The sequence below is a fragment of the Pseudomonas sp. 9.3L genome (genome assembly GCF_058536285.1).
This window is the reverse complement of the sequence record NZ_JBZUBK010000001.1, coordinates 4,015,558-4,036,612: the sequence shown is the minus strand read 5'-3', so window position 1 is coordinate 4,036,612 and position 21,055 is coordinate 4,015,558. Positions and strand designations below refer to the sequence as shown.

At 56.7% G+C, this 21,055-nt stretch carries 31 protein-coding genes; 28 read left to right on the top strand and 3 right to left on the bottom strand.

The genetic code is table 11. From position 1 onward, the window contains the following. The first annotated feature begins 7 nt into the window (after nt 1-7). The 26 genes from rplB to bfr all read left to right on the top strand — a co-directional run bounded on the left by rplB (nt 8) and on the right by bfr (nt 13,987). Complete coding sequence (rplB, locus tag AC4LE2_RS18710) at nt 8-832, top strand: 50S ribosomal protein L2 (protein ID WP_483830542.1); 825 nt, start codon at nt 8-10, stop codon at nt 830-832. 15 nt (nt 833-847) lie between these two features. Continuing rightward, on the top strand, nt 848-1,123 hold the full coding sequence (gene rpsS / locus AC4LE2_RS18705) for a 30S ribosomal protein S19 (RefSeq protein ID WP_004883670.1): 276 nt from the start codon (nt 848-850) through the stop codon (nt 1,121-1,123). 10 nt (nt 1,124-1,133) lie between these two features. Next, a complete protein-coding gene (gene rplV, locus AC4LE2_RS18700; protein ID WP_168085195.1) occupies nt 1,134-1,466 on the top strand; it encodes a 50S ribosomal protein L22 in 333 nt (110 codons plus the stop codon). A gap of 13 nt (nt 1,467-1,479) precedes the next feature. Next, nucleotides 1,480-2,166: a 30S ribosomal protein S3 gene (rpsC, locus tag AC4LE2_RS18695; protein ID WP_491827338.1), complete on the top strand. Its 687-nt coding sequence runs from the start codon at nt 1,480-1,482 to the stop codon at nt 2,164-2,166. 12 nt (nt 2,167-2,178) lie between these two features. Beyond that, complete coding sequence (gene rplP, locus AC4LE2_RS18690; RefSeq protein ID WP_009397508.1) at nt 2,179-2,592, top strand: 50S ribosomal protein L16; 414 nt, start codon at nt 2,179-2,181, stop codon at nt 2,590-2,592. Further along, entirely contained in the window at nt 2,592-2,783 is a 192-nt protein-coding gene (rpmC, locus tag AC4LE2_RS18685) for a 50S ribosomal protein L29 (protein ID WP_040261502.1), read from the top strand. The genes rplP and rpmC overlap by 1 nt, the downstream gene beginning before the upstream one ends. Nucleotides 2,784-2,785: 2 nt before the next feature. Next, nucleotides 2,786-3,052, top strand: a complete 267-nt coding sequence (gene rpsQ, locus AC4LE2_RS18680) for a 30S ribosomal protein S17 (protein WP_491827335.1) — start codon at nt 2,786-2,788, stop codon at nt 3,050-3,052. A gap of 23 nt (nt 3,053-3,075) precedes the next feature. Continuing rightward, nucleotides 3,076-3,444: a 50S ribosomal protein L14 gene (rplN, locus tag AC4LE2_RS18675; RefSeq protein ID WP_003243907.1), complete on the top strand. Its 369-nt coding sequence runs from the start codon at nt 3,076-3,078 to the stop codon at nt 3,442-3,444. A gap of 11 nt (nt 3,445-3,455) precedes the next feature. Further along, complete coding sequence (gene rplX, locus AC4LE2_RS18670) at nt 3,456-3,770, top strand: 50S ribosomal protein L24 (RefSeq protein ID WP_483830539.1); 315 nt, start codon at nt 3,456-3,458, stop codon at nt 3,768-3,770. Nucleotides 3,771-3,790: 20 nt separating this feature from the next. Further along, complete coding sequence (gene rplE / locus AC4LE2_RS18665; protein ID WP_491827332.1) at nt 3,791-4,330, top strand: 50S ribosomal protein L5; 540 nt, start codon at nt 3,791-3,793, stop codon at nt 4,328-4,330. A gap of 12 nt (nt 4,331-4,342) precedes the next feature. After that, nucleotides 4,343-4,648: a 30S ribosomal protein S14 gene (gene rpsN / locus AC4LE2_RS18660; RefSeq protein ID WP_491827330.1), complete on the top strand. Its 306-nt coding sequence runs from the start codon at nt 4,343-4,345 to the stop codon at nt 4,646-4,648. Nucleotides 4,649-4,837: 189 nt separating this feature from the next. Then, the gene (gene rpsH / locus AC4LE2_RS18655; RefSeq protein WP_181117535.1) at nt 4,838-5,230 is read left to right on the top strand and encodes a 30S ribosomal protein S8; all 393 of its coding nucleotides are present in this window, start codon (nt 4,838-4,840) and stop codon (nt 5,228-5,230) included. Nucleotides 5,231-5,242: 12 nt separating this feature from the next. After that, entirely contained in the window at nt 5,243-5,776 is a 534-nt protein-coding gene (gene rplF, locus AC4LE2_RS18650; RefSeq protein ID WP_491827327.1) for a 50S ribosomal protein L6, read from the top strand. A gap of 10 nt (nt 5,777-5,786) precedes the next feature. Continuing rightward, nucleotides 5,787-6,137 carry a 50S ribosomal protein L18 gene (rplR, locus tag AC4LE2_RS18645; RefSeq protein ID WP_168085187.1) on the top strand — a complete coding sequence of 117 codons (351 nt, stop codon included), beginning with the start codon at nt 5,787-5,789 and terminating at the stop codon, nt 6,135-6,137. A 3-nt stretch (nt 6,138-6,140) separates the two neighbouring features. Continuing rightward, nucleotides 6,141-6,641, top strand: coding sequence for a 30S ribosomal protein S5 (gene rpsE / locus AC4LE2_RS18640; protein WP_491827325.1), 501 nt, complete (start codon nt 6,141-6,143; stop codon nt 6,639-6,641). Further along, a complete protein-coding gene (gene rpmD / locus AC4LE2_RS18635) occupies nt 6,641-6,820 on the top strand; it encodes a 50S ribosomal protein L30 (protein ID WP_491827323.1) in 180 nt (59 codons plus the stop codon). The genes rpsE and rpmD overlap by 1 nt, the downstream gene beginning before the upstream one ends. Before the next feature lie 3 nt (nt 6,821-6,823). Next, a complete protein-coding gene (gene rplO, locus AC4LE2_RS18630) occupies nt 6,824-7,258 on the top strand; it encodes a 50S ribosomal protein L15 (protein WP_491827322.1) in 435 nt (144 codons plus the stop codon). After that, on the top strand, nt 7,259-8,593 hold the full coding sequence (gene secY / locus AC4LE2_RS18625) for a preprotein translocase subunit SecY (protein ID WP_491827320.1): 1,335 nt from the start codon (nt 7,259-7,261) through the stop codon (nt 8,591-8,593). A 29-nt stretch (nt 8,594-8,622) separates the two neighbouring features. After that, nucleotides 8,623-8,739 (top strand): 50S ribosomal protein L36, encoded by a 117-nt coding sequence (gene rpmJ, locus AC4LE2_RS18620; protein ID WP_002555468.1) that lies wholly within the window; start codon nt 8,623-8,625, stop codon nt 8,737-8,739. 130 nt (nt 8,740-8,869) lie between these two features. Continuing rightward, complete coding sequence (gene rpsM, locus AC4LE2_RS18615; RefSeq protein WP_181117530.1) at nt 8,870-9,226, top strand: 30S ribosomal protein S13; 357 nt, start codon at nt 8,870-8,872, stop codon at nt 9,224-9,226. A gap of 30 nt (nt 9,227-9,256) precedes the next feature. Then, nucleotides 9,257-9,646 carry a 30S ribosomal protein S11 gene (gene rpsK, locus AC4LE2_RS18610; protein WP_002555466.1) on the top strand — a complete coding sequence of 130 codons (390 nt, stop codon included), beginning with the start codon at nt 9,257-9,259 and terminating at the stop codon, nt 9,644-9,646. Nucleotides 9,647-9,664: 18 nt separating this feature from the next. Continuing rightward, entirely contained in the window at nt 9,665-10,285 is a 621-nt protein-coding gene (rpsD, locus tag AC4LE2_RS18605) for a 30S ribosomal protein S4 (RefSeq protein WP_491827318.1), read from the top strand. A gap of 22 nt (nt 10,286-10,307) precedes the next feature. Next, entirely contained in the window at nt 10,308-11,309 is a 1,002-nt protein-coding gene (locus AC4LE2_RS18600; RefSeq protein WP_491827317.1) for a DNA-directed RNA polymerase subunit alpha, read from the top strand. Nucleotides 11,310-11,352: 43 nt separating this feature from the next. Next, a complete protein-coding gene (gene rplQ / locus AC4LE2_RS18595) occupies nt 11,353-11,739 on the top strand; it encodes a 50S ribosomal protein L17 (RefSeq protein WP_263264684.1) in 387 nt (128 codons plus the stop codon). A gap of 171 nt (nt 11,740-11,910) precedes the next feature. Continuing rightward, nucleotides 11,911-13,359 (top strand): catalase, encoded by a 1,449-nt coding sequence (locus AC4LE2_RS18590; protein WP_491827314.1) that lies wholly within the window; start codon nt 11,911-11,913, stop codon nt 13,357-13,359. 157 nt (nt 13,360-13,516) lie between these two features. Then, nucleotides 13,517-13,987, top strand: a complete 471-nt coding sequence (gene bfr / locus AC4LE2_RS18585; RefSeq protein WP_491827313.1) for a bacterioferritin — start codon at nt 13,517-13,519, stop codon at nt 13,985-13,987. 149 nt (nt 13,988-14,136) lie between these two features. Here bfr and uvrA read toward each other — a convergent pair whose 3' ends face one another. Beyond that, a complete protein-coding gene (gene uvrA, locus AC4LE2_RS18580; RefSeq protein ID WP_491827312.1) occupies nt 14,137-16,974 on the bottom strand; it encodes an excinuclease ABC subunit UvrA in 2,838 nt (945 codons plus the stop codon). Nucleotides 16,975-17,176: 202 nt separating this feature from the next. On the opposite strand from uvrA, the gene AC4LE2_RS18575 reads away from it, so the two are divergent. Continuing rightward, nucleotides 17,177-18,571 (top strand): MFS transporter, encoded by a 1,395-nt coding sequence (locus AC4LE2_RS18575; RefSeq protein WP_491827310.1) that lies wholly within the window; start codon nt 17,177-17,179, stop codon nt 18,569-18,571. 9 nt (nt 18,572-18,580) lie between these two features. Beyond that, complete coding sequence (locus tag AC4LE2_RS18570) at nt 18,581-19,114, top strand: single-stranded DNA-binding protein (RefSeq protein WP_491827308.1); 534 nt, start codon at nt 18,581-18,583, stop codon at nt 19,112-19,114. A gap of 103 nt (nt 19,115-19,217) precedes the next feature. On the opposite strand, the gene AC4LE2_RS18565 is transcribed toward AC4LE2_RS18570, so the two are convergent. Then, nucleotides 19,218-20,414, bottom strand: coding sequence for a hypothetical protein (locus AC4LE2_RS18565; RefSeq protein WP_491827306.1), 1,197 nt, complete (start codon nt 20,412-20,414; stop codon nt 19,218-19,220). A 10-nt stretch (nt 20,415-20,424) separates the two neighbouring features. Further along, nucleotides 20,425-21,045, bottom strand: a complete 621-nt coding sequence (locus AC4LE2_RS18560; protein ID WP_491827304.1) for a glutathione S-transferase — start codon at nt 21,043-21,045, stop codon at nt 20,425-20,427. Nucleotides 21,046-21,055: the final 10 nt, after the last annotated feature.

Sequence of the window (21,055 nt, the reverse complement as noted above, 5' to 3'; positions counted from 1 at the left end):
GTGCATCATGGCAATCGTTAAATGCAAACCGACTTCCCCTGGCCGCCGTTTCGTGGTCAAGGTGGTCAACCAGGAGCTGCATAAAGGCGCTCCTTACGCTCCGCTGCTCGAGAAGAAATCGAAGTCTGGCGGTCGTAACAACAATGGCCGTATCACCACTCGCCACATTGGCGGTGGTCATAAGCAGCACTACCGTATGGTCGACTTCCGTCGCAATGACAAGGACGGCATCGCCGCTGTTGTCGAGCGTATCGAATACGATCCAAACCGTACTGCTCACCTGGCCCTGCTGCGTTATGCAGACGGCGAGCGTCGTTACATCATCGCGCCTAAGGGTGTGAGTGCTGGCGACCAGCTGATCTCTGGTGCCTTGGCGCCGATCAAGCCAGGCAACAGCCTGCAGCTGCGTAACATTCCGGTGGGTAGCACCATTCACGGTATCGAGCTCAAGCCAGGCAAAGGTGCGCAAATTGCGCGTTCCGCCGGTGCTTCCGCTCAGCTGGTTGCTCGTGAAGGCGTCTACGTGACCCTGCGCTTGCGTTCCGGTGAGATGCGCAAAGTGCTCTCCGAGTGCCGTGCGACCCTGGGTGAAGTCTCGAACTCCGAGCACAGCCTACGTTCGTTGGGTAAAGCTGGTGCCAAGCGCTGGCGTGGCGTTCGTCCAACCGTTCGTGGTGTTGCCATGAACCCGGTTGACCACCCGCATGGTGGTGGCGAGGGTCGTACCTCCGGTGGTCGTCATCCGGTATCGCCATGGGGCTTCCCAACCAAGGGTGCCAAAACCCGTGGTAATAAGCGTACCGACAACATGATCGTCCGTCGTCGCAAGTAATCTGAGGATACGACAGTGCCACGTTCTCTGAAAAAAGGTCCTTTTATCGATCTTCACCTGTTGAAGAAGATCGAAGTGGCGGCGGAAAAGAACGATCGCAAACCAGTTAAAACCTGGTCGCGCCGTTCGATGATTCTGCCGCAAATGGTAGGTTTGACTATTGCAGTTCACAACGGGCGTCAACACGTTCCGGTTCTCGTGAGCGAAGACATGGTTGGCCATAAACTGGGCGAGTTCGCCGGTACCCGCACTTATCGCGGGCACGTGGCTGACAAGAAAGCCAAGCGTTAAGGGGTAGGAAATGGAAGTAGCCGCTAAGTTGTCGGGCGCTCGCATCTCCGCCCAGAAAGCCCGCTTGGTCGCCGACCAGATTCGCGGGAAGAAGGTGGGCGAAGCGCTCAACCTGTTGGCCTTCAGCAGCAAAAAAGCCGCTGAAGTCATGAAGAAAGTCCTGGAGTCGGCCGTTGCCAACGCCGAACACAACGAGGGCGCAGACGTCGACGATTTGAAAGTGTCGACTGTTTTCGTCAACGAAGGGCGTTCGCTGAAGCGCATCATGCCGCGTGCCAAAGGCCGCGCTGATCGCATCGTCAAGCGGTCTTGCCATATCACTGTCAAGGTTGCGGACAAGTAACGGAGTCGATTACATGGGTCAGAAAGTACATCCCATTGGCATTCGCCTGGGAATCGTCAAGGAGCACACCTCCGTCTGGTACGCAGACGGTCGGACCTACGCAGACTATCTGCTGGCGGATCTGAAAACGCGTGAGTTCCTGCAAGACAAACTAAAAAGCGCGTCCGTAAGCCGTATCGATATCCATCGTCCGGCTCAGACTGCACGCATCACCATCCACACCGCTCGTCCCGGAATCGTGATCGGCAAGAAAGGTGAAGATGTTGAGAAGCTGCGTCAGGACCTGACCAAGCAAATGGGTGTGCCCGTGCACATCAACATCGAAGAAATCCGCAAGCCGGAGCTCGACGGCATGTTGGTTGCACAGAGCGTAGCTCAGCAGCTGGAACGCCGTGTAATGTTCCGTCGCGCCATGAAGCGCGCCGTACAGAACGCAATGCGTATTGGTGCCAAGGGCATCAAGATCCAGGTGAGCGGTCGTCTGGGCGGTGCTGAAATCGCACGTACTGAATGGTATCGCGAAGGTCGTGTGCCACTGCACACCTTGCGTGCCGACATCGACTACGCCACCTACGAAGCGCACACCACTTACGGTGTGATTGGTGTCAAGGTTTGGATCTTCAAAGGCGAAGTAATTGGTGGTCGCCAGGAAGAGCTGAAGCCTCAAGCACCTGCGCCTCGTAAAAAAGCTGCCAAGTAAGGGGTACGCCAAATGTTGCAACCAAAGCGTACAAAATTCCGCAAGCAGATGACCGGCCACAACCGTGGTCTGGCACTGCGCGGTAGCAAAGTTAGCTTCGGCGAATTCGCCTTGAAAGCTGTTGCTCGCGGCCGCCTCACCGCCCGCCAGATTGAATCGGCACGTCGTGCCCTGACTCGTCACGTAAAACGTGGCGGTAAAATCTGGATTCGCGTGTTCCCGGACAAGCCGGTTACCAAGAAGCCTCTCGAAGTGCGGATGGGTAAAGGTAAGGGTAGCGTCGAGTATTGGGTAGCCCAGATCCAGCCAGGCAAAGTCCTGTACGAGATCGAAGGTGTTTCCGAAGAGCTGGCGCGTGAGGCATTTGCCTTGGCAGCTGCGAAGCTGCCGCTCGCCACCTCCTTTGTTAAACGGACGGTGATGTGATGCAAGCGAAAGAACTTCGTGAGAAATCAGCACAGCAACTGAACGAGCAGCTGCTCGGCTTGCTGCGCGATCAGTTCAATCTGCGTATGCAGAAGGCGACTGGTCAGTTGGGGCAGTCTCACCTGCTCTCGCAAGTGAAGCGTGACATCGCTCGCGTGAAAACTGTGCTCAACCAGCAGGCAGGTAAGTAATCATGGCTGAAGCCGAAAAAACCGTCCGTACGCTGACTGGCCATGTCGTCAGCGACAAGATGGACAAAACCATCACCGTTCTGATCGAGCGTCGCGTAAAGCACCCGATCTACGGTAAGTACGTCAAGCGTTCGACTAAGCTGCACGCTCACGACGAGACCAATCAGTGCCACGTTGGTGACAAGGTCACCATCCGTGAAACCCGTCCGGTCGCTAAGACCAAGAACTGGGCCCTGGTTGAAATCGTTGAACGCGCTGTTGAAGTCTAAGGGCTAGGGGTCGGAGATATTTTATGATTCAGACTCAATCCATGCTCGATGTGGCCGATAACAGCGGCGCTCGTCGCGTAATGTGCATCAAGGTACTCGGCGGTTCTCACCGTCGTTACGCCGGCATTGGTGACATCATCAAAGTAACCGTGAAAGAAGCAATTCCTCGCGGCAAGGTCAAGAAAGGCCAGGTGATGACTGCTGTTGTCGTACGTACCCGTCACGGTGTGCGCCGGGCTGATGGTTCCATCATCCGCTTCGACGGCAACGCTGCTGTTCTTCTGAACAACAAGCAAGAGCCGATCGGCACCCGTATCTTTGGGCCAGTGACCCGTGAACTTCGCTCTGAGAAGTTCATGAAGATCGTCTCGCTCGCCCCAGAAGTGCTGTAAGGAGATCCGACATGCAAAAGATTCGTCGTGACGACGAGATCATCGTGATCGCCGGCAAAGACAAGGGCAAGCGCGGTAAGGTGCTGCAGGTACTCGCTAACGACCGTCTGGTCGTTGGTGGTGTAAACCTGGTGAAGCGTCATACCAAGCCGAATCCGATGGCTGGCATTCAAGGCGGTATCGTCGAGAAAGAAGCGCCTCTGCACGCTTCCAACGTTGCCATCTTCAATGGTGAAACCAACAAGGCGGACCGCGTTGGCTTCAAGGTAGAAGACGGCAAGAAAATTCGTGTCTTCAAGTCGACCCAAAAAGCGGTTGATGCTTGAACACTGCTAGGTAGAAGACAATGGCACGACTAAAAGAGATTTACCGGAAGGAAATCGCTCCCAAGCTTAAGGAAGAACTTAAGCTGGGCAACGTGATGGAAGTTCCGCGCGTTACCAAGATCACCTTGAACATGGGTCTGGGCGAAGCGATTGGCGACAAAAAAGTCATCGAGCATGCTGTAGCTGACCTGGAAAAGATCACTGGTCAGAAGCCTATCGTCACCTACGCTCGCAAATCCATTGCGGGCTTCAAGGTACGTGAAGGCTGGCCGATCGGTGTCAAGGTTACCCTGCGTCGCGACCGTATGTACGAATTCCTGGACCGTCTGCTCTCCATTTCCCTGCCTCGGGTTCGCGACTTCCGCGGCCTGAATGCCAAGTCCTTCGATGGTCGTGGCAACTACAGCATGGGCGTTAAAGAGCAGATCATCTTCCCGGAAATCGATTACGACAAGATCGATGCTCTTCGCGGTCTGGACATCACCCTGACCACTACCGCCCGTTCGGACGACGAAGGCCGCGCTCTGCTGCGTGCGTTCAAGTTCCCGTTCCGTAACTGATAGGAGTCGGACATGGCTAAGACGAGCATGAAGAACCGTGAGCTGAAGCGTCAGCAAACGGTAGCAAAGTTCGCTAAAAAGCGTGCTGAGCTGAAAGCAACCATCGTTAACTTGAACGCCACTCCAGAAGAGCGCTGGGCAGCCAGCGTTGCTCTGCAGAAGCAGCCACGTGACGCAAGCGCATCGCGCCTACGCAACCGTTGCCGCCTGACCGGTCGTCCTCACGGTGTATACCGTAAGTTCGGCCTGGCGCGTAACATGCTGCGTGCCGCTGCAATGCGTGGTGACGTACCAGGTCTGGTGAAAGCCAGCTGGTAAGTCGTAGACCTGGCAGATCGCTCCGCCGCTGGTCACGCAATACAATCAAGCCCCTTATGGGGCTTGATTCGTTTCTAGGGTATGTCTAGAATGGTCGGCTCGCCTGAGCCCGGGCTTTGCCTTGGGCGATATTCAGGCGATTTTTGCAGCCGTATGGCTCGTTTTTTATGTATCAGGAGCGTCTAGCCCATGAGTATGCAGGACCCGTTAGCGGACATGCTAACTCGCATCCGTAATGCCCAGATGGCTGAAAAGTCCGTCGTCAGCATGCCTTCTTCCACGTTGAAGGTTGCGGTAGCCAAAGTTCTGAAGGACGAAGGCTATATTGCGGGTTATCAGGTTACCGGTGAAGCCAAGCCTTCGCTGTCCATCGAGCTGAAGTATTTCGAAGGCCGTCCGGTCATCGAAGAAGTAAAGCGCGTCAGCCGCCCTGGCCTGCGTCAGTACAAATCCGTCGACGACCTTCCAAAGGTTCGTGGCGGCCTCGGCGTTTCGATTGTCTCCACCAACAAAGGTGTGATGACTGATCGTGCTGCGCGCGCTGCCGGTGTCGGCGGCGAAGTCCTTTGCACCGTGTTCTAAGGGGGGATAAGCATGTCTCGCGTCGCTAAGAACCCCGTCAGGCTGCCCGCTGGCGTAGAAGTTAAATTCGCTGGTCAGCAACTGTCGATCAAAGGTGCCAAGGGTACCCTCGAGCTGGACGTTCACGCGTCTGTTGAAGTCGTCGAAGAGGGTGGTGAACTGCGTTTTGCCGCTCGCAATGGCGATCAGCAGACTCGCGCAATGGCCGGTACTACCCGTGCACTGGTCAACAACATGGTGCAGGGCGTAAGCCAAGGCTTTGAGCGTAAGCTCCAGCTGGTTGGCGTTGGTTACAAGGCTCAGGCTAAGGGTGATGTTCTGTCCCTGGCACTCGGCTTCTCGCACCCGGTTGATTATCAGCTGCCGAAAGGCGTTACCGCTGAAACTCCAAGCCAGACCGATATCCTGATCAAAGGTATCGACAAGCAGCTCGTAGGCCAGGTTGCCGCGGAAATCCGCGACTTCCGTCGTCCAGAGCCGTACAAAGGCAAGGGTGTCCGTTACGCGGATGAAGTCGTCCGCCGTAAAGAAGCCAAGAAGAAGTAGGGCCTAGCAAATGACCGACAAAAAAGTTACTCGTCTGCGTCGCGCTCGCAAAGCACGCCTGAAAATGCACGAACTCGAAACCGTGCGTCTCTGCGTGTATCGCTCGTCGCAGCACATCTATGCCCAGGTCATTTCGGCCGACGGCAGCAAGGTTCTGGCAAGCGCTTCGACCTTGGACAAAGAACTGCGTGATGGCGCCACTGGCAACATCGACGCCGCCACTAAGGTTGGCCAGCTGGTCGCTGAGCGTGCGAAAGCCGCTGGCGTTTCCCAAGTGGCTTTCGACCGTTCTGGCTTCAAGTACCACGGCCGCGTCAAAGCGCTGGCTGATGCTGCTCGTGAAGGCGGGCTGGAGTTCTAAGTTATGGCAAATAACGATCAAAAGCGTGACGAAGGTTACATCGAGAAGCTGGTTCAGGTTAACCGCGTTGCCAAGACCGTTAAAGGCGGTCGTATCTTCACCTTCACTGCGTTGACCGTAGTAGGTGATGGCAAAGGCCGTGTAGGCTTTGGCCGTGGCAAATCGCGCGAAGTGCCTGCAGCCATCCAGAAAGCGATGGAAGCCGCTCGCCGCAACATGATTCAGGTTGACCTTAACGGCACCACGCTGCAGTACGCTACCAAAGCGGCTCATGGCGCTTCCAAGGTTTACATGCAGCCTGCTTCTGACGGTACCGGCATCATTGCTGGTGGTGCCATGCGTGCCGTGTTGGAAGTTGCTGGCGTTCAGAACGTTCTGGCCAAGTGCTACGGTTCGACCAATCCGGTCAACGTCGTACACGCTACTTTCAATGGTCTGAAAGCCATGCAGTCCCCTGATTCGATCGCCGCCAAGCGTGGTAAGAGCGTCGAGGAGATTCTGTAATGTCTGCTACCGTGAAAGTCACACTGATCAAGAGCACCGCCGGCCGCCTGCCTAACCACAAATTGTGTGTTAAAGGCCTGGGTCTGCGTCGCATCGGTCATACCGTGGAAGTCCTGGATACTCCCGAGAATCGCGGGATGATCAACAAGGCTTACTACATGCTGCGCGTCGAGGGTTAATCGATGAAACTCAATGATCTGAGTCCAGCGCCGGGTTCCCGTCGCGAAAAGCATCGTCCGGGCCGTGGTATCGGTAGTGGTTTGGGTAAGACTGGTGGCCGTGGCCACAAAGGTCAAACCTCCCGCTCCGGTGGCACCATCGCTCCTGGCTTTGAAGGCGGTCAACAGCCGCTGCACCGTCGTCTGCCGAAATTCGGCTTCGTCTCGCTGAAAGCCATGGACCGCGCCGAAGTGCGTACGTCCGAGCTGGCCAAGGTAGACGGCGACATCGTTAGCCTACAATCCCTCAAGGATGCAAACGTAATCAACCAGAACGTCCAGCGTGTGAAAATCATGCTGTCTGGTGAGGTTACTCGTGCAGTTACCCTGAAGGGGATCGCCGCCACCAAAGGTGCGCGCGCGGCTATCGAAGCAGCTGGCGGCAAGTTCGAGGAATAAATGGCTAAGCAAGGTGCTCTCTCATCGCTCGGCAAGAGTGGGGGTTTGTCTGAACTCTGGGCTCGTCTGCGTTTCCTTTTCCTGGCGATTATCGTCTACAGGATCGGTGCGCACATCCCGGTACCAGGCATAAATCCCGATCGGCTGGCGGAACTGTTCCGACAGAATGAGGGGACCATTCTTAGCCTTTTCAACATGTTTTCCGGCGGTGCGCTTGAGCGCATGAGCATCTTTGCATTGGGGATCATGCCGTACATTTCGGCATCGATCATCATGCAGTTGATGACAGCAATCAGCCCACAGCTGGAGCAGTTGAAGAAGGAAGGGGAAGCTGGCCGTCGAAAGATCAGCCAGTACACCCGCTATGGCACCGTGGTCCTGGCATTGGTCCAAGCTATTGGCATGTCCATTGGCTTAGCTAATCAGGGCGTCGCGTTATCTGTAGGTTTTGGCTTCTATTTCGTGGCAGTTTCCACCTTCGTGGCGGGCGCGCTGTTCATGATGTGGCTGGGCGAGCAGATCACCGAGCGCGGTGTCGGCAACGGTATCTCGATGCTGATTTTCTCGGGTATCGTAGCTGGTCTTCCGAAAGCGATTGGGCAGTCTTTCGAGTCTGCGCGCATGGGCGATATCAACATTTTCGCTTTGGTCGCTATCGGTTTGCTGGCAGTAGCGATCATCGGTTTCGTGGTGTTCATCGAACGTGGTCAGCGCCGGATTGCGGTGCACTACGCTAAGCGTCAGCAAGGCCGCAAGGTCTTTGCCGCGCAGACGAGCCACTTGCCGTTGAAGGTGAACATGGCGGGCGTTATTCCCGCCATTTTCGCGAGCAGCATTTTGCTGTTCCCGGCTTCGCTGGGTGCCTGGTTCGGTCAGTCCGAAGGTATGGGCTGGTTGCAGGACGTCTCACAGTCGATCGCGCCTGGTCAGCCATTGAACATTTTGCTGTTTACTGCAGGGATCATTTTCTTCTGCTTCTTCTACACAGCATTGATGTTCAATCCGAAAGACGTAGCGGAAAACCTGAAGAAGTCCGGTGCCTTTATTCCGGGCATCCGTCCAGGCGAACAGTCGGCACGCTACATTGATGGCGTTTTGACCCGTTTGACCATGTTCGGTGCTCTATACATGACGGCCGTGTGCCTGCTTCCCCAGTTCCTGGTGGTTGCGGCAAATGTACCGTTCTACCTTGGCGGGACCTCGTTGCTGATCGTGGTAGTGGTTGTGATGGACTTTATGGCCCAAGTGCAATCTCACCTCGTGTCACACCAGTACGAATCCCTGATGAAGAAAGCCAACCTGAAGGGCTACGGTGGCAGCAACATGCTGCGCTGATGTACCCATAAGGTTCGAGGAGTTGGTCGATGAAAGTTCGTGCATCGGTGAAAAAGCTGTGCCGTAACTGCAAGATTATCCGCCGCGAAGGCGTCGTGCGGGTAATCTGCAGCGCGGAACCACGTCACAAGCAGCGCCAAGGCTGATTGTGAGCTGTGCTTAAGCCTGGCAGCTAGTGTGCTGCCGGGTTGATTAATTGTTTTTACAGCGATATCATCTCGCGCCCTATTTCTTGGCTTCCGGGGCGCAAGTAGCTGTCAATTGGAGTCCCACTGAATGGCCCGTATTGCAGGCGTTAACATTCCAGATAACAAGCATGCTGTTATCTCGCTGACCTACATCTATGGTGTCGGTCGCACCACTGCGCAGAAAATCTGTGCAGACGCCGGTGTAAACCCGGCCGCAAAGATCAAGGATCTGAGCGACGAGCAAATCGAACTGCTGCGCGGCGAAGTTGCGAAGTTCACCACTGAAGGTGACCTGCGTCGTGACATCAACATGAAGATCAAGCGCTTGATGGACCTGGGTTGCTACCGTGGCCTGCGTCATCGCCGCGGTCTGCCGGTTCGCGGTCAGCGTACCAAGACTAACGCTCGTACCCGTAAGGGTCCGCGTAAGCCGATCCGCAAGTAATCGCGCCAGCGAATCGACAGGAATTTACTCATGGCAAAACCTGCTGCTCGTCCTCGTAAAAAAGTCAAAAAGACAGTGGTTGATGGCATCGCCCACATCCATGCATCTTTCAACAACACCATCGTGACCATTACCGACCGTCAAGGTAACGCCCTGTCTTGGGCTACCTCCGGTGGTTCGGGTTTCCGCGGTTCACGCAAGTCCACCCCGTTCGCTGCTCAGGTAGCGGCTGAGCGTGCTGGTCAAGCTGCGCTGGAATATGGCCTGAAAAACCTCGACGTCAACGTCAAAGGTCCAGGTCCAGGTCGTGAGTCCGCTGTCCGTGCTTTGAACGGCTGCGGCTACAAGATCGCCAGCATCACCGACGTGACGCCGATCCCGCATAACGGGTGCCGTCCGCCGAAGAAGCGCCGCGTGTAATTCAGGAGACGATAGATAATGGCTCGTTACATTGGTCCAAAATGCAAGCTGGCTCGTCGTGAAGGCACTGACCTATTCCTGAAAAGTGGCGTTCGCGCTCTGGAATCCAAGTGCAATATCGAAGCAGCTCCAGGTATCCACGGTCAGCGCCGTGGCCGTCAGTCCGACTACGGCACACAGCTGCGTGAGAAACAAAAGGTTCGTCGTATCTACGGCGTACTTGAGCGTCAGTTCAGCGGCTACTACAAGCAAGCCGCTAGCCAGAAGGGCGCCACTGGCGAAAACCTTCTGCAACTGCTTGAGTGCCGTCTGGATAACGTCGTTTACCGTATGGGCTTTGGCGCTACCCGTGCCGAGTCTCGCCAATTGGTATCGCACAAGTCGATCACCGTTAATGGCAACGTTGTAAACGTCCCGTCCTTCCAGGTACGTGCTGGTGACGTGGTTGCGGTTCGTGAAAAGGCTAAAAACCAGCTGCGCATCGCTCAAGCCCTTGAGCTGTGTGCCCAGCGTGGCCGCGTTGAGTGGGTAGAAGTAGACGTTGAGAAGAAGTCTGGCACTTTCAAAAGTGTTCCAGCTCGCAGCGACCTCTCCGCCGACATCAACGAAAACCTGATCGTCGAGCTCTACTCCAAGTAAGGGCTAGAAAGTAGGTGCATCCATGCAGATTTCGGTAAATGAGTTTCTGACGCCCCGTCATATTGATGTGCAGGTCGTCAGCCCAACCCGCGCCAAGATCACGCTCGAGCCTCTCGAGCGTGGTTTCGGCCACACCCTGGGCAACGCGCTGCGTCGCATCCTGTTGTCCTCCATGCCTGGCTGTGCAGTAGTAGAAGCCGAAATTGACGGTGTACTCCATGAGTACAGCGCTATTGAAGGTGTTCAGGAAGATGTCATTGAGATCCTGCTCAACCTCAAGGGTCTGGCTATCAAGCTGCACGGTCGTGACGAAGTTACGCTGACCTTGTCCAAAAAAGGTTCGGGGGTGGTTACCGCTGCCGATATTCAGCTGGATCATGATGTCGAGATCGTGAATCCCGAGCATGTGATCGCGAACCTGGCGTCTAACGGCGCCTTGAACATGAAGCTCGTTGTAGCCCGTGGTCGTGGTTACGAGCCGGCTGACTCGCGTCAGAGCGACGATGATGAAAGCCGCAGCATTGGTCGCTTGCAGCTGGATGCTTCGTTCAGTCCGGTACGCCGTATTTCGTACGTGGTGGAAAACGCCCGTGTGGAACAGCGCACCAACCTGGACAAGCTGGTCATCGACCTGGAAACCAACGGTACCCTGGACCCTGAAGAAGCTATCCGTCGCGCCGCGACCATTCTGCAACAGCAGTTGGCCGCGTTCGTGGATCTGAAGGGCGACAGCGAACCAGTCGTGATTGAGCAGGAAGACGAGATTGATCCGATCTTGCTTCGCCCGGTAGACGATCTGGAGTTGACTGTACGTTCGGCGAACTGCCTTAAGGCGGAAAACATTTACTACATCGGTGACCTGATTCAGCGCACTGAAGTAGAACTGTTGAAGACTCCGAACCTGGGCAAGAAGTCCCTGACTGAAATCAAGGACGTCTTGGCCTCCCGCGGTCTTTCCCTCGGCATGCGCCTTGATAACTGGCCGCCGGCAAGTCTTAAGAAGGATGATAAGGCTACGGCCTGATCATCGTAATCACCGAACGTAGAGTTTCGGTAAGGAATGAACCATGCGTCATCGTAAAAGTGGTCGTCACCTAAGCCGCACGAGTTCGCACCGCAAGGCCATGTTCCAGAACATGGCGGTGTCGCTGTTTGAACACGAGCTGATCAAAACCACCCTGCCGAAAGCCAAAGAACTGCGCCGCGTTGCCGAGCCGCTGATCACCTTGGCCAAGGAAGACAGCGTTGCGAACCGTCGTCTGGCGTTCGACCGTACTCGGTCAAAGTCTGCCGTTGGTAAGCTGTTCAACGATCTGGGCAAGCGTTATGCCACCCGTGAAGGCGGCTACCTGCGCATTCTCAAGTGCGGTTTCCGCGCTGGTGACAATGCACCCATGGCGTACGTTGAGTTGGTTGACCGGCCTGTTGGCGGTGTTGTTGAAGCTGCTGAGTAAAGCACACTTCGATAAGACAGAAAACCGAGCCTAGGCTCGGTTTTTTGTTGCCTGTCATTTAGTTTAAATCTATCAGTCACCTGCACTTAATAAATGAGCCTTACCGCTTCGCCTTCTCCATAATTGTTCTCAACCGGGCGTTCCCCGGACTGAATGAAGGATGAGACGCCCATGAGCGATAAGAACACGTTGACCACCGCGAGCGGTGCACCCGTCGCAGATAACCAGAATTCTCGCTCTGCAGGCCCACGCGGGCCGCTGCTGCTGGATGATTTCCACTTGGTCGAGAAGCTGGCCCACTTTAACCGTGAAAACATTCCTGAACGGCGTGTTCATGCAAAAGGCTCAGGCGCCTTTGGTACATTCACCGTTACTCAGGACATCACTCGGTATACCAGTGCCAAGCTATTTAGCGATACCGGTAAGCAGACACCTATTTTCATGCGTTTCTCTACCGTAGGCGGCGAGCGTGGTTCTGCAGACACTGAGCGTGACCCACGGGGTTTCGCGATCAAGTTCTATACGGAAGAGGGCAACTGGGACATCGTGGGTAACAACACGCCTGTGTTCTTCATTCGTGATCCTATGAAATTCCCCGACTTCATTCATACACAAAAGCGCTTGCCTCAGAGCAACCTCAAAAGCGCTCAGATGATGTGGGACTTCTGGTCGCACTCGCCTGAATCACTGCACCAGGTCACCATTCTGTTCAGCGATCGCGGCATTCCCGACGGCTACCGCCATATGCATGGCTTTGGCAGTCACACCTATAGCCTGGTCAATGCACATGGCGAGCGCGTTTGGGTGAAGTGGCACTACAAAACCCAGCAAGGCATCAAGAACCTGGCCCCGGCTGATGCCGCACGCCTGGCAGGGACTGACCCTGATTATGCGCAGCGGGACCTGTTCACCGCTATTGAGCGCGGTGACTTCCCGCGTTGGAAAGTCTGCATCCAGGTGATGACCGAGGCGCAGGCTAAACAGCACCCTGAGAATCCCTTCGATGTGACCAAAGTCTGGTCGCAGAAAGAATTCCCGCTGATTGAAGTAGGTACATTGGAGTTGAATCGCAATCCTCAGAACTACTTTGCAGAGGTTGAACAGGCGGCCTTTGGCCCCAGCAACATGATTCCAGGCGTTGGTCTGTCTCCGGATCGCATGCTGCAAGGTCGCGTGTTCGCATATGCGGATGCACACCGTTATAGGGTTGGGACCAACTTCCAGCAATTACCCGTGAACGCCTCCGTCAACCCGGTGAACAATTACCAGCGAGATGGCGCCATGCGTTTCGGTAGCAATGGCGGCGCGCAGCCTAACTATGAGCCTAACAGCTACAGCAATGCGCCTAAGCAAGTGCCTGGATACGCAGAGCCTGGCTTGCCTATCAGCGGTGCTGCGGACCGGTACGATCACCGTGTGGATGAGGATTACTACAGCCATGCTGGCGCCTTGTTCCGCTTGATGGATGACGACCAGAAGCAATTATTGATTAGCAACATCGCGGGCACCTTGGAAGGGGTAAGTGAGGATGTGGTGCAGCGTCAGCTTGGCCACTTCTTTAAAGTGGACCCTGCCTACGGCGGCGGTATCGCTCAAGTGCTAGGCGTATCGCTTACCTAAGTGAAAACGCGAAAAAGAACCGCCCTCATTTGGGCGGTTTTTCGCATCTGTGTAGCGGTTTTTTGCCGGAATTCGCGTTTTTTTAACCCAGCAGCATCGACCTTGCGCCTGCCTTGGTCCACACTATGCCCTTCTGAAACGCAACGAGATGTGGGCTATGCAAGGTCATCCAGATGTTATCGACTACCTCAACACGCTGTTGACCGGCGAACTCGCGGCCCGCGACCAGTACTTTATTCATTCGCGGATGTATGAAGACTGGGGCTTTGCAAAGCTCTATGAGCGCATCAACCATGAGATGGAAGAGGAGGCCGGCCATGCCGATGCCCTCATGCGCCGTATCCTGATGCTCGAAGGCACACCGCGCATGCGCCCGGACGATCTTGACGTAGGCACCACGGTGCCAGAAATGCTGCAGAGCGACCTGCGGTTGGAGTACAAGGTGCGTGCAGCACTGTGCACGGGGATTGCGCTGTGCGAGCAGCACCGGGATTACGTTAGCCGGGACATCCTCAAACTGCAGCTGGCAGATACAGAAGAAGACCACACCTACTGGCTGGAAAAACAGCTAGGCTTGATTCGCCGCATCGGGCTGCAGAACTATCTGCAATCACAGATGGGTAACTAGCCTAAAGCATGCACTAGCGTTGTAGGAGTCAGCGAAGCTGGCGAGAGGTTCGCTAGCTCTTACACGCGGTAGAATTGAGCCTTCACCCAAGTCTATGCTTCCTCTCTGTAAGAGCCAGCGAAGCTGGCGAACCTCATTTCGGTAAAAGGTCAGGCCTTATCCCGCTCAAGCAGCGGCTTCAGGTACTTCCCGGTATAGGACTGCGACATCTTGGCGACTTGTTCTGGGGTGCCACAGGCAATAATCTGTCCGCCGCGTGAGCCACCTTCCGGCCCCAAATCCACAAGCCAGTCAGCCGTCTTGATCACATCCAGGTTGTGTTCGATTACCACTACGGTATTGCCATGGTCACGAAGTCGGTGCAGCACATCCAGTAACTGTTGAATGTCGGCGAAGTGCAAGCCCGTCGTAGGTTCATCAAGGATGTACAGCGTCTTGCCCGTATCGCGCTTGGACAGTTCCCGGGAAAGCTTTACCCGTTGTGCCTCACCACCGGATAGCGTAGTCGCGGATTGCCCCAGTTTGATATAGGACAAGCCCACATCCATCAGCGTCTGGAGCTTTCGCGCAAGGGCAGGCACTGCGTCGAAGAAGGTCCGGGCCTCCTCGATGGTCATGCCTAACACTTCATCGATGCTTTTGCCCTTGTAGCGAATCTCAAGGGTCTCCCGGTTATAGCGTTTGCTCTTGCACACGTCGCATGGCACGTAGATGTCGGGCAGGAAGTGCATCTCTACCTTGATAAGGCCATCGCCTTGGCAGGCTTCGCAACGGCCGCCCTTGACGTTGAAGGAGAACCGCCCCGGGCCATACCCGCGAGCCCGAGCCTCCGGCACGCCTGCGAACAACTCGCGAATCGGCGTAAACAAGCCGGTATAGGTAGCAGGGTTTGAGCGCGGCGTACGGCCAATGGGGCTCTGGTCGATGTCCACGACCTTATCCAGGTGCTGCAGCCCGTCGATGCTGTCATGCGCCGCAGGCTCAAGGGTAGTAGCACCATTCAACGCCGTGGCGCTCAGGGGGAACAGGGTATTGTTGATCAGGGTAGACTTGCCCGAGCCCGATACACCGGTTACACACGTCAGCAGCCCGATAGGGATCTCAAGGTCCACATTACGCAAGTTGTTGCCGCGCGCGCCCTTGATGCTGAGCGTGAGTTTTTTGTCTCTAGGCGTGCGTTTGGCCGGGTAAACAATCTTCTTGCGCCCAGAGAGGTAGGCGCCGGTCAGTGAGTCTGGGTGCGCCATGACTTCTTCCGGCGTGCCCTCGGCGACAATAGCGCCACCGTGTACCCCCGCACCCGGGCCGATATCAACCACATAGTCAGCCAAGCGGATCGCGTCCTCATCGTGCTCTACCACAATAACGGTGTTGCCGATGTCTCGCAGGTGATTGAGGGTTGCCAGCAGCCGGTCGTTGTCGCGCTGGTGCAAGCCAATGGAGGGTTCGTCCAGAATGTACATCACCCCGACCAGACCAGCACCAATCTGGCTGGCCAGGCGAATACGCTGCGCCTCTCCGCCGGACAGGGTGTCAGCGCTCCGATCAAGCGTGAGGTAATCCAGGCCTACGTTCACCAGGAACTGCAAGCGCTCGCGAATTTCCTTGAGGATCTTGTCGGCAATCTCGCCCTTACGGCCGGTAAGCTGTAGCCCGCCAAAGTAATCCCAGGCCTCACCAATAGGCAGGCCGGTAACCGCAGGGAGCGTTTTCTCACCTACCCACACATGGCGAGACTCACGCCGCAGGCGCGTGCCTCGGCATTCAGGGCAAGGCTGTGTACTCAGGTACTTAGCCAGCTCCTCACGAACACTGGTGGATTCGGTTTCCCGATAACGACGCTCCAGGTTCGGGACAATCCCCTCGAACGGGTGAGAGCGTTTGACGATATCGCCTCGGTCGTTCAGGTACCGGAAATCAACGTTATCGCGGCCACTGCCGTACAGCAGCAACTTCTGCTTCTCTGCCGGCAATTCGCCAAAGGGTTTTTCCAGGCTGAACGCATAATGTTTGGCCAGGGACCCTAGCATCTGGAAGTAATACACATTACGTCGGTCCCAGCCGCGAATGGCGCCCTCACCCAGGGTGAGCTCACCATTGACCAAGCGTTTGGGGTCGAAGAACTGCTTTACACCCAAGCCGTCGCAGGTGGGGCAAGCGCCTGCCGGGTTGTTGAAGGAAAACAGCTTGGGTTCCAGTTCGCTGATGGCGTGACCGCAAATGGGGCAAGCGAAACGGGCGGAGAAAATGATGTCTTCGCCAGTATCGCCTTCTTCCATAGGCGCCACTAAGGCAATGCCGTCGGCCAACTTCAGCGCGGTCTCGAAGGATTCGGCCAGCCGTTGCTGCAGATCGGCGCGCACCTTGAAACGGTCCACCACCACGTCGATACTGTGCTTCTTTTGTTTATCCAGCTTGGGCGCTTCGTCCAGCTCATGCAGCTTGCCATCGATCCGGGCGCGTACAAAACCTTGGGCACGCAGCTCTTCCAAAACGCCCAAGTGCTCGCCCTTGCGCTCACGGATCACAGGCGCCAATAGCATCAAACGGCGCCCTTCAGGCTCGGCCATGACCAGGTCGACCATCTGCGAAACGGTTTGTGCTTCCAGGGGGGTGTCGTGGTCGGGGCAGCGCGGTGTACCCACGCGGGCATAGAGCAGGCGAAGGTAATCGTAGATCTCGGTGATCGTCCCCACCGTGGAGCGGGGGTTGTGAGAGGTGGATTTCTGCTCGATCGAAATGGCCGGCGACAATCCTTCGATGGTGTCGACGTCAGGCTTTTCCATCATCGACAAAAACTGCCGGGCGTAGGCCGACAGCGACTCGACGTAACGCCGTTGACCCTCCGCATAGAGGGTGTCGAACGCGAGGGACGATTTGCCAGAGCCCGAAAGGCCGGTAATGACGATCAACTTGTCGCGGGGCAGGGTGAGGTCGATGTTTTTCAGGTTGTGGGTGCGTGCCCCACGAATCAGGATCTTGTCCAAGGCGGCCTCGCTCGGCGGGCATAAACACAAAGTATACGGGGGCTGCCGGGCAAACTCACTTCCCGGCGTACTGCGCCCAAAGGGGCCCGAATTGAATGCGCCCACCGGCCATGAAAATCCATTCATGTGGCATAGCGTCACTCAATGTGCCGTCAAACGATGGGACTGGTAGAATCTCGGCCGGTTCACACGAGGTATCTCCATGCAAGATCTCCACAGCGAACGCATGAGCGGCGGCGAAACCCGCGCGGCTGCCGGCCTGGCATTGGTGTTTGCGTTTCGCATGCTAGGCATGTTCATGGTGCTGCCAGTATTGGCGACCTATGGCATGGAATTGAACGGGGCTACCTTGCCGCTCATTGGGCTGGCCATCGGCGCGTACGGGCTGACGCAGGCCGTGCTGCAAATCCCCTTTGGCATGATCTCCGACCGGGTGGGCCGCTTGCCGGTGATCTACGTAGGCCTGGTAATGTTCGCCATTGGCAGCCTGGTAGCGGCGCAGGCGGACGGCATTTGGGGGGTGATCCTCGGGCGCGTGCTGCAAGGCGCTGGGGCCATCTCTGCGGCGGTCATGGCGTTGCTGTCAGACCTCACCCGGGAGCAACATCGCACCAAGGCAATGGCCATGATTGGCATGAGTATCGGCCTGTCGTTTGCCGTGGCCATGGTGGTAGGGCCACTGCTGACCCGTGCGTTCGGGCTCAAAGGGCTGTTTTTCGCCACGGCTGTGTTGGCCTTGCTTGGGGTGCTGATCGTCGCGTTCGTGGTGCCGCGCTCCACGCGCGCGCTGCGTCACCGAGAATCGGGCGTTGCCCGCCAAGCCCTGGGCCCCACACTGCGCCACCCCGATCTGCTGCGCCTGGATGCGGGTATTTTCATCCTCCACGCTATCCTCATGTCCAGCTTCGTCGCTCTGCCACTGGCGTACGTCGAGCGCGCCGGCCTGCCAAAAGAACAGCACTGGTGGGTGTACCTGACCGCGCTGCTGGTTTCATTCTTCGCAATGATTCCGTTCATCATCTACGGCGAAAAGAAGCGCAAGATGAAACGCGTGCTCTTGGGTGCGATCGCAGTGCTGGCGCTGACCGAGCTCTATTTCTGGGCATTCGCTCAGAGCCTGAGTGGTTTGGTTATCGGCACGGTGGTGTTCTTCACCGCGTTCAACCTGCTGGAAGCCTCGCTGCCTTCACTGATTAGCAAGGTGTCGCCTGCAGGCGGAAAGGGCACCGCGATGGGGGTGTATTCCACCAGTCAGTTCCTGGGTGCCGCGCTTGGCGGCATTCTAGGCGGGTGGATGTTCCAACACGGGGGGCTGGGCGGGGTGTTCCTGGGCTGTGCGGTATTGCTCATGTTGTGGGTAGCTATTGCTGGTACTATGCGGGAACCGCCCTATGTGACCAGCCTACGCCTGCCTCTTTCGCCTGAGTCGCTGCAGGACACCGGGCTGAGCGAGCGGCTAATGGCCGTCCCAGGGGTAACGGATGCGGTAGTGGTGGCCGAGGAAGCTGCCATCTACATCAAACTGGACACGAAAATTTTGGACCGCACGGCGTTGGACGCGTTGGTAAACCCACGTCACGCTAAGTGCGAAGCCTAGGAGAACGTTATGGCCCGCGGGGTTAACAAAGTCATACTGGTCGGCACTTGCGGTCAGGATCCTGAAGTCCGCTACCTGCCCAACGGCAACGCCGTGACCAACCTGAGCCTGGCTACCAGCGAACAATGGACCGACAAGCAGAGCGGCCAGAAGGTCGAGCGCACCGAATGGCACCGGGTGTCCATGTTTGGCAAGGTCGCGGAAATCGCTGGTGAATACCTGCGCAAGGGTTCTCAGGTGTACATCGAGGGCAAGCTGCAAACCCGCGAGTGGGAAAAAGACGGCATCAAGCGTTACACCACTGAAATCATCGTGGACATGCAAGGTACCATGCAGCTACTGGGTGGCCGCCCACAGGGTGATCAGCAAGCACCCAGCGGCGGCGGCAACGGCGGCGGCAATTACAACCAGGCGCCACGCCAGCAGGCCCCCCGTCAGCAATCGCAGCCCGAACAGCAGTCGCGCCAGGCGCCTCAGCAGCAGCCTGCACAGCAGCAAGCACCGGCTGATTTCGACAGCTTTGATGACGATATTCCGTTCTAACGCACACCTTAAACACGCCTCCTAACGGTCAAGTAAAAGCCCCCGCCGTGCGTTTACACGGCGGGGCTTTTGCGTTCAACGGCATATTGCAAGGCTTCGCTGCTTACTCTTCTGACTGGAGCCGCCGCTCAACGCGGCTGCGAACCATTTGTTCGAAGGCCTGCTTGGCGGACGTTTTTGATTCAGCGGAGATAGGCACGAATGGGTGGCCAACCTCGCTAAAACCAGCGGCCTGGTTAAAACCCGCTTGATAGCGCAACACGGACTTGGGCACATAGGTCCCGGATTCGTTGGTATAACCTTTCACTTGCCCATCTGCGAACGTCACCGTTCCCGCATACCGCACATCTTTGGCATTGCCGGCGAGCAGTGCATGGGCATTCTGCCCGTTGATTACGTTGCCAAGACGAATCTGACCGTCAAGTAAGGTAACGAAGATAAAAGGCCCGTTGAGTTTTTCCAGACTCAATGAACCGTCGGGCGGCGTGCCTCGCCAGACACCGTCTTCGCCGCATATGGCCAGTTGCGGTGGCTGCTTGGCAGGGGTTCCGGCGTCACCGTATCTACCGGACACCCTCTGGGCTATTTTCAGATTGACTGGACCAACACCCCCAGGAAACTGCCCGTTTGCGCGGCCCTCAAGCTTCATGCGAATGCGAGCATCTTCGTCGGCAGGGGGCGTGTCGAGCTCCAATGCGTCATGGGCTCGCTTCTTGTCTTGTTTCGGCAGCGTAGACGGGGTGCCGTAGGAGCGCCCTGGCGGCACCAATCCGGTCACTCGACGCTCATTACTGCTTATTTTTGCTTGTTTGGCGGGGGGCTCCTCACTTGCGGAACGTTCACCAATGGCTGCAGAGACCGAGGCATTCGCATTCGAGACCTTCAAGCGATCTACTTCGCCCCTGGCATTGATGCCAAACGTAACCTGCTCGGCGCCACGAAACGGTTGAGAAAGTTCAAAGCGCCCGCCATCGTTTTCGCACACCGGGTGCATGACGGCAACGCTGCCCTCTAGCGCTGCCACCGCATGATCGATAAGCGCGGCGTTAGCCTCGGACAGTAACTTTTTTTGCCCTTCGAGCCATGGCGTCGAAACTGTTCGGTTTGGGCCAAACAACGGATCTACAGTGCGAACGTCAGCGCTGCGTTCTGCACGTTGAATAGGCTCCTGCGCCGCGGGTGCTGCTGTTTGGTGAGCGCCAGGTGGCGTTATCATGGTGTGCAATGTTCCACAGGTACGTGGTGATAAGTCGCATAAAAGTGCAGTTGGGTTCCTTAGTAAAGCCGCAGCCTGTACCACGGCTGACCTCTTATCCCTTCCAATGCCGCTCACACACTTGTGCCACCCGTGGATGCCGGTCTATCAGCAGCAACATCTCATGAACCTGAGGGCGGGCGGTGCGCAGGTACTCACGTGTGCCTGACCAACGGGAAATCACCGAGGCAATGATTTCAGGGGCGCCTGGCGTTTTCGGCTGCCAGCAAGCCTGCGGTGTGAAGGTGTCGCTGAACACCGCCCACTGGTGATAGAGACGAGCCGTTGCACCCGCCACCAGACGCTGTGAGTGCTCCGGGGTAGCGTCGCTCAGCCAGCGCTCCGGGTAGTCGATGATGCCGATGGCGGCATAGCAGTTGGTTGCCAGGTACACCATGCTGCGCAACTGCTGTGTTTGCAGCTCGGCCAACGGCGAAAGCAGGCCCGACGACGGGAAGCTAAGCCCAAGGTGGATCAGAATCGCGGCGCTTTCGGTAAGCACCTGACCATCAGGGAGCAATAAGGTAGGCACCTGCCGCAACGGGTTGACGCGCTGGAGTTCGTCGTCGTTGCCGGGGGCCTCAGCGTTCGTTACCTCATATTCAACCTTGCAATACCTCAAGGCGATTTCCACTGCCGCCGAGCCTGATCTAGGTGCGCCAAACAGTCTGTACATTCAGGCCTCC

What these genes read in the sequence shown, in the direction of transcription:
- rplB (WP_483830542.1), top strand. Translation starts at nt 8, where the DNA reads ATGGCAATCGTTAAATGCAAACCGACTTCCCCTGGCCGCCGTTTCGTG.
- rplV (WP_168085195.1), top strand. Translation starts at nt 1,134, where the DNA reads ATGGAAGTAGCCGCTAAGTTGTCGGGCGCTCGCATCTCCGCCCAGAAA.
- rpsC (WP_491827338.1), top strand. Translation starts at nt 1,480, where the DNA reads ATGGGTCAGAAAGTACATCCCATTGGCATTCGCCTGGGAATCGTCAAG.
- rplP (WP_009397508.1), top strand. Translation starts at nt 2,179, where the DNA reads ATGTTGCAACCAAAGCGTACAAAATTCCGCAAGCAGATGACCGGCCAC.
- rpmC (WP_040261502.1), top strand. Translation starts at nt 2,592, where the DNA reads ATGCAAGCGAAAGAACTTCGTGAGAAATCAGCACAGCAACTGAACGAG.
- rpsQ (WP_491827335.1), top strand. Translation starts at nt 2,786, where the DNA reads ATGGCTGAAGCCGAAAAAACCGTCCGTACGCTGACTGGCCATGTCGTC.
- rplN (WP_003243907.1), top strand. Translation starts at nt 3,076, where the DNA reads ATGATTCAGACTCAATCCATGCTCGATGTGGCCGATAACAGCGGCGCT.
- rplX (WP_483830539.1), top strand. Translation starts at nt 3,456, where the DNA reads ATGCAAAAGATTCGTCGTGACGACGAGATCATCGTGATCGCCGGCAAA.
- rplE (WP_491827332.1), top strand. Translation starts at nt 3,791, where the DNA reads ATGGCACGACTAAAAGAGATTTACCGGAAGGAAATCGCTCCCAAGCTT.
- rpsN (WP_491827330.1), top strand. Translation starts at nt 4,343, where the DNA reads ATGGCTAAGACGAGCATGAAGAACCGTGAGCTGAAGCGTCAGCAAACG.
- rpsH (WP_181117535.1), top strand. Translation starts at nt 4,838, where the DNA reads ATGAGTATGCAGGACCCGTTAGCGGACATGCTAACTCGCATCCGTAAT.
- rplF (WP_491827327.1), top strand. Translation starts at nt 5,243, where the DNA reads ATGTCTCGCGTCGCTAAGAACCCCGTCAGGCTGCCCGCTGGCGTAGAA.
- rplR (WP_168085187.1), top strand. Translation starts at nt 5,787, where the DNA reads ATGACCGACAAAAAAGTTACTCGTCTGCGTCGCGCTCGCAAAGCACGC.
- rpsE (WP_491827325.1), top strand. Translation starts at nt 6,141, where the DNA reads ATGGCAAATAACGATCAAAAGCGTGACGAAGGTTACATCGAGAAGCTG.
- rpmD (WP_491827323.1), top strand. Translation starts at nt 6,641, where the DNA reads ATGTCTGCTACCGTGAAAGTCACACTGATCAAGAGCACCGCCGGCCGC.
- rplO (WP_491827322.1), top strand. Translation starts at nt 6,824, where the DNA reads ATGAAACTCAATGATCTGAGTCCAGCGCCGGGTTCCCGTCGCGAAAAG.
- secY (WP_491827320.1), top strand. Translation starts at nt 7,259, where the DNA reads ATGGCTAAGCAAGGTGCTCTCTCATCGCTCGGCAAGAGTGGGGGTTTG.
- rpmJ (WP_002555468.1), top strand. Translation starts at nt 8,623, where the DNA reads ATGAAAGTTCGTGCATCGGTGAAAAAGCTGTGCCGTAACTGCAAGATT.
- rpsM (WP_181117530.1), top strand. Translation starts at nt 8,870, where the DNA reads ATGGCCCGTATTGCAGGCGTTAACATTCCAGATAACAAGCATGCTGTT.
- rpsK (WP_002555466.1), top strand. Translation starts at nt 9,257, where the DNA reads ATGGCAAAACCTGCTGCTCGTCCTCGTAAAAAAGTCAAAAAGACAGTG.
- rpsD (WP_491827318.1), top strand. Translation starts at nt 9,665, where the DNA reads ATGGCTCGTTACATTGGTCCAAAATGCAAGCTGGCTCGTCGTGAAGGC.
- AC4LE2_RS18600 (WP_491827317.1), top strand. Translation starts at nt 10,308, where the DNA reads ATGCAGATTTCGGTAAATGAGTTTCTGACGCCCCGTCATATTGATGTG.
- rplQ (WP_263264684.1), top strand. Translation starts at nt 11,353, where the DNA reads ATGCGTCATCGTAAAAGTGGTCGTCACCTAAGCCGCACGAGTTCGCAC.
- AC4LE2_RS18590 (WP_491827314.1), top strand. Translation starts at nt 11,911, where the DNA reads ATGAGCGATAAGAACACGTTGACCACCGCGAGCGGTGCACCCGTCGCA.
- bfr (WP_491827313.1), top strand. Translation starts at nt 13,517, where the DNA reads ATGCAAGGTCATCCAGATGTTATCGACTACCTCAACACGCTGTTGACC.
- AC4LE2_RS18575 (WP_491827310.1), top strand. Translation starts at nt 17,177, where the DNA reads ATGCAAGATCTCCACAGCGAACGCATGAGCGGCGGCGAAACCCGCGCG.
- AC4LE2_RS18570 (WP_491827308.1), top strand. Translation starts at nt 18,581, where the DNA reads ATGGCCCGCGGGGTTAACAAAGTCATACTGGTCGGCACTTGCGGTCAG.
- AC4LE2_RS18560 (WP_491827304.1), bottom strand. Translation starts at nt 21,045, where the DNA reads ATGTACAGACTGTTTGGCGCACCTAGATCAGGCTCGGCGGCAGTGGAA.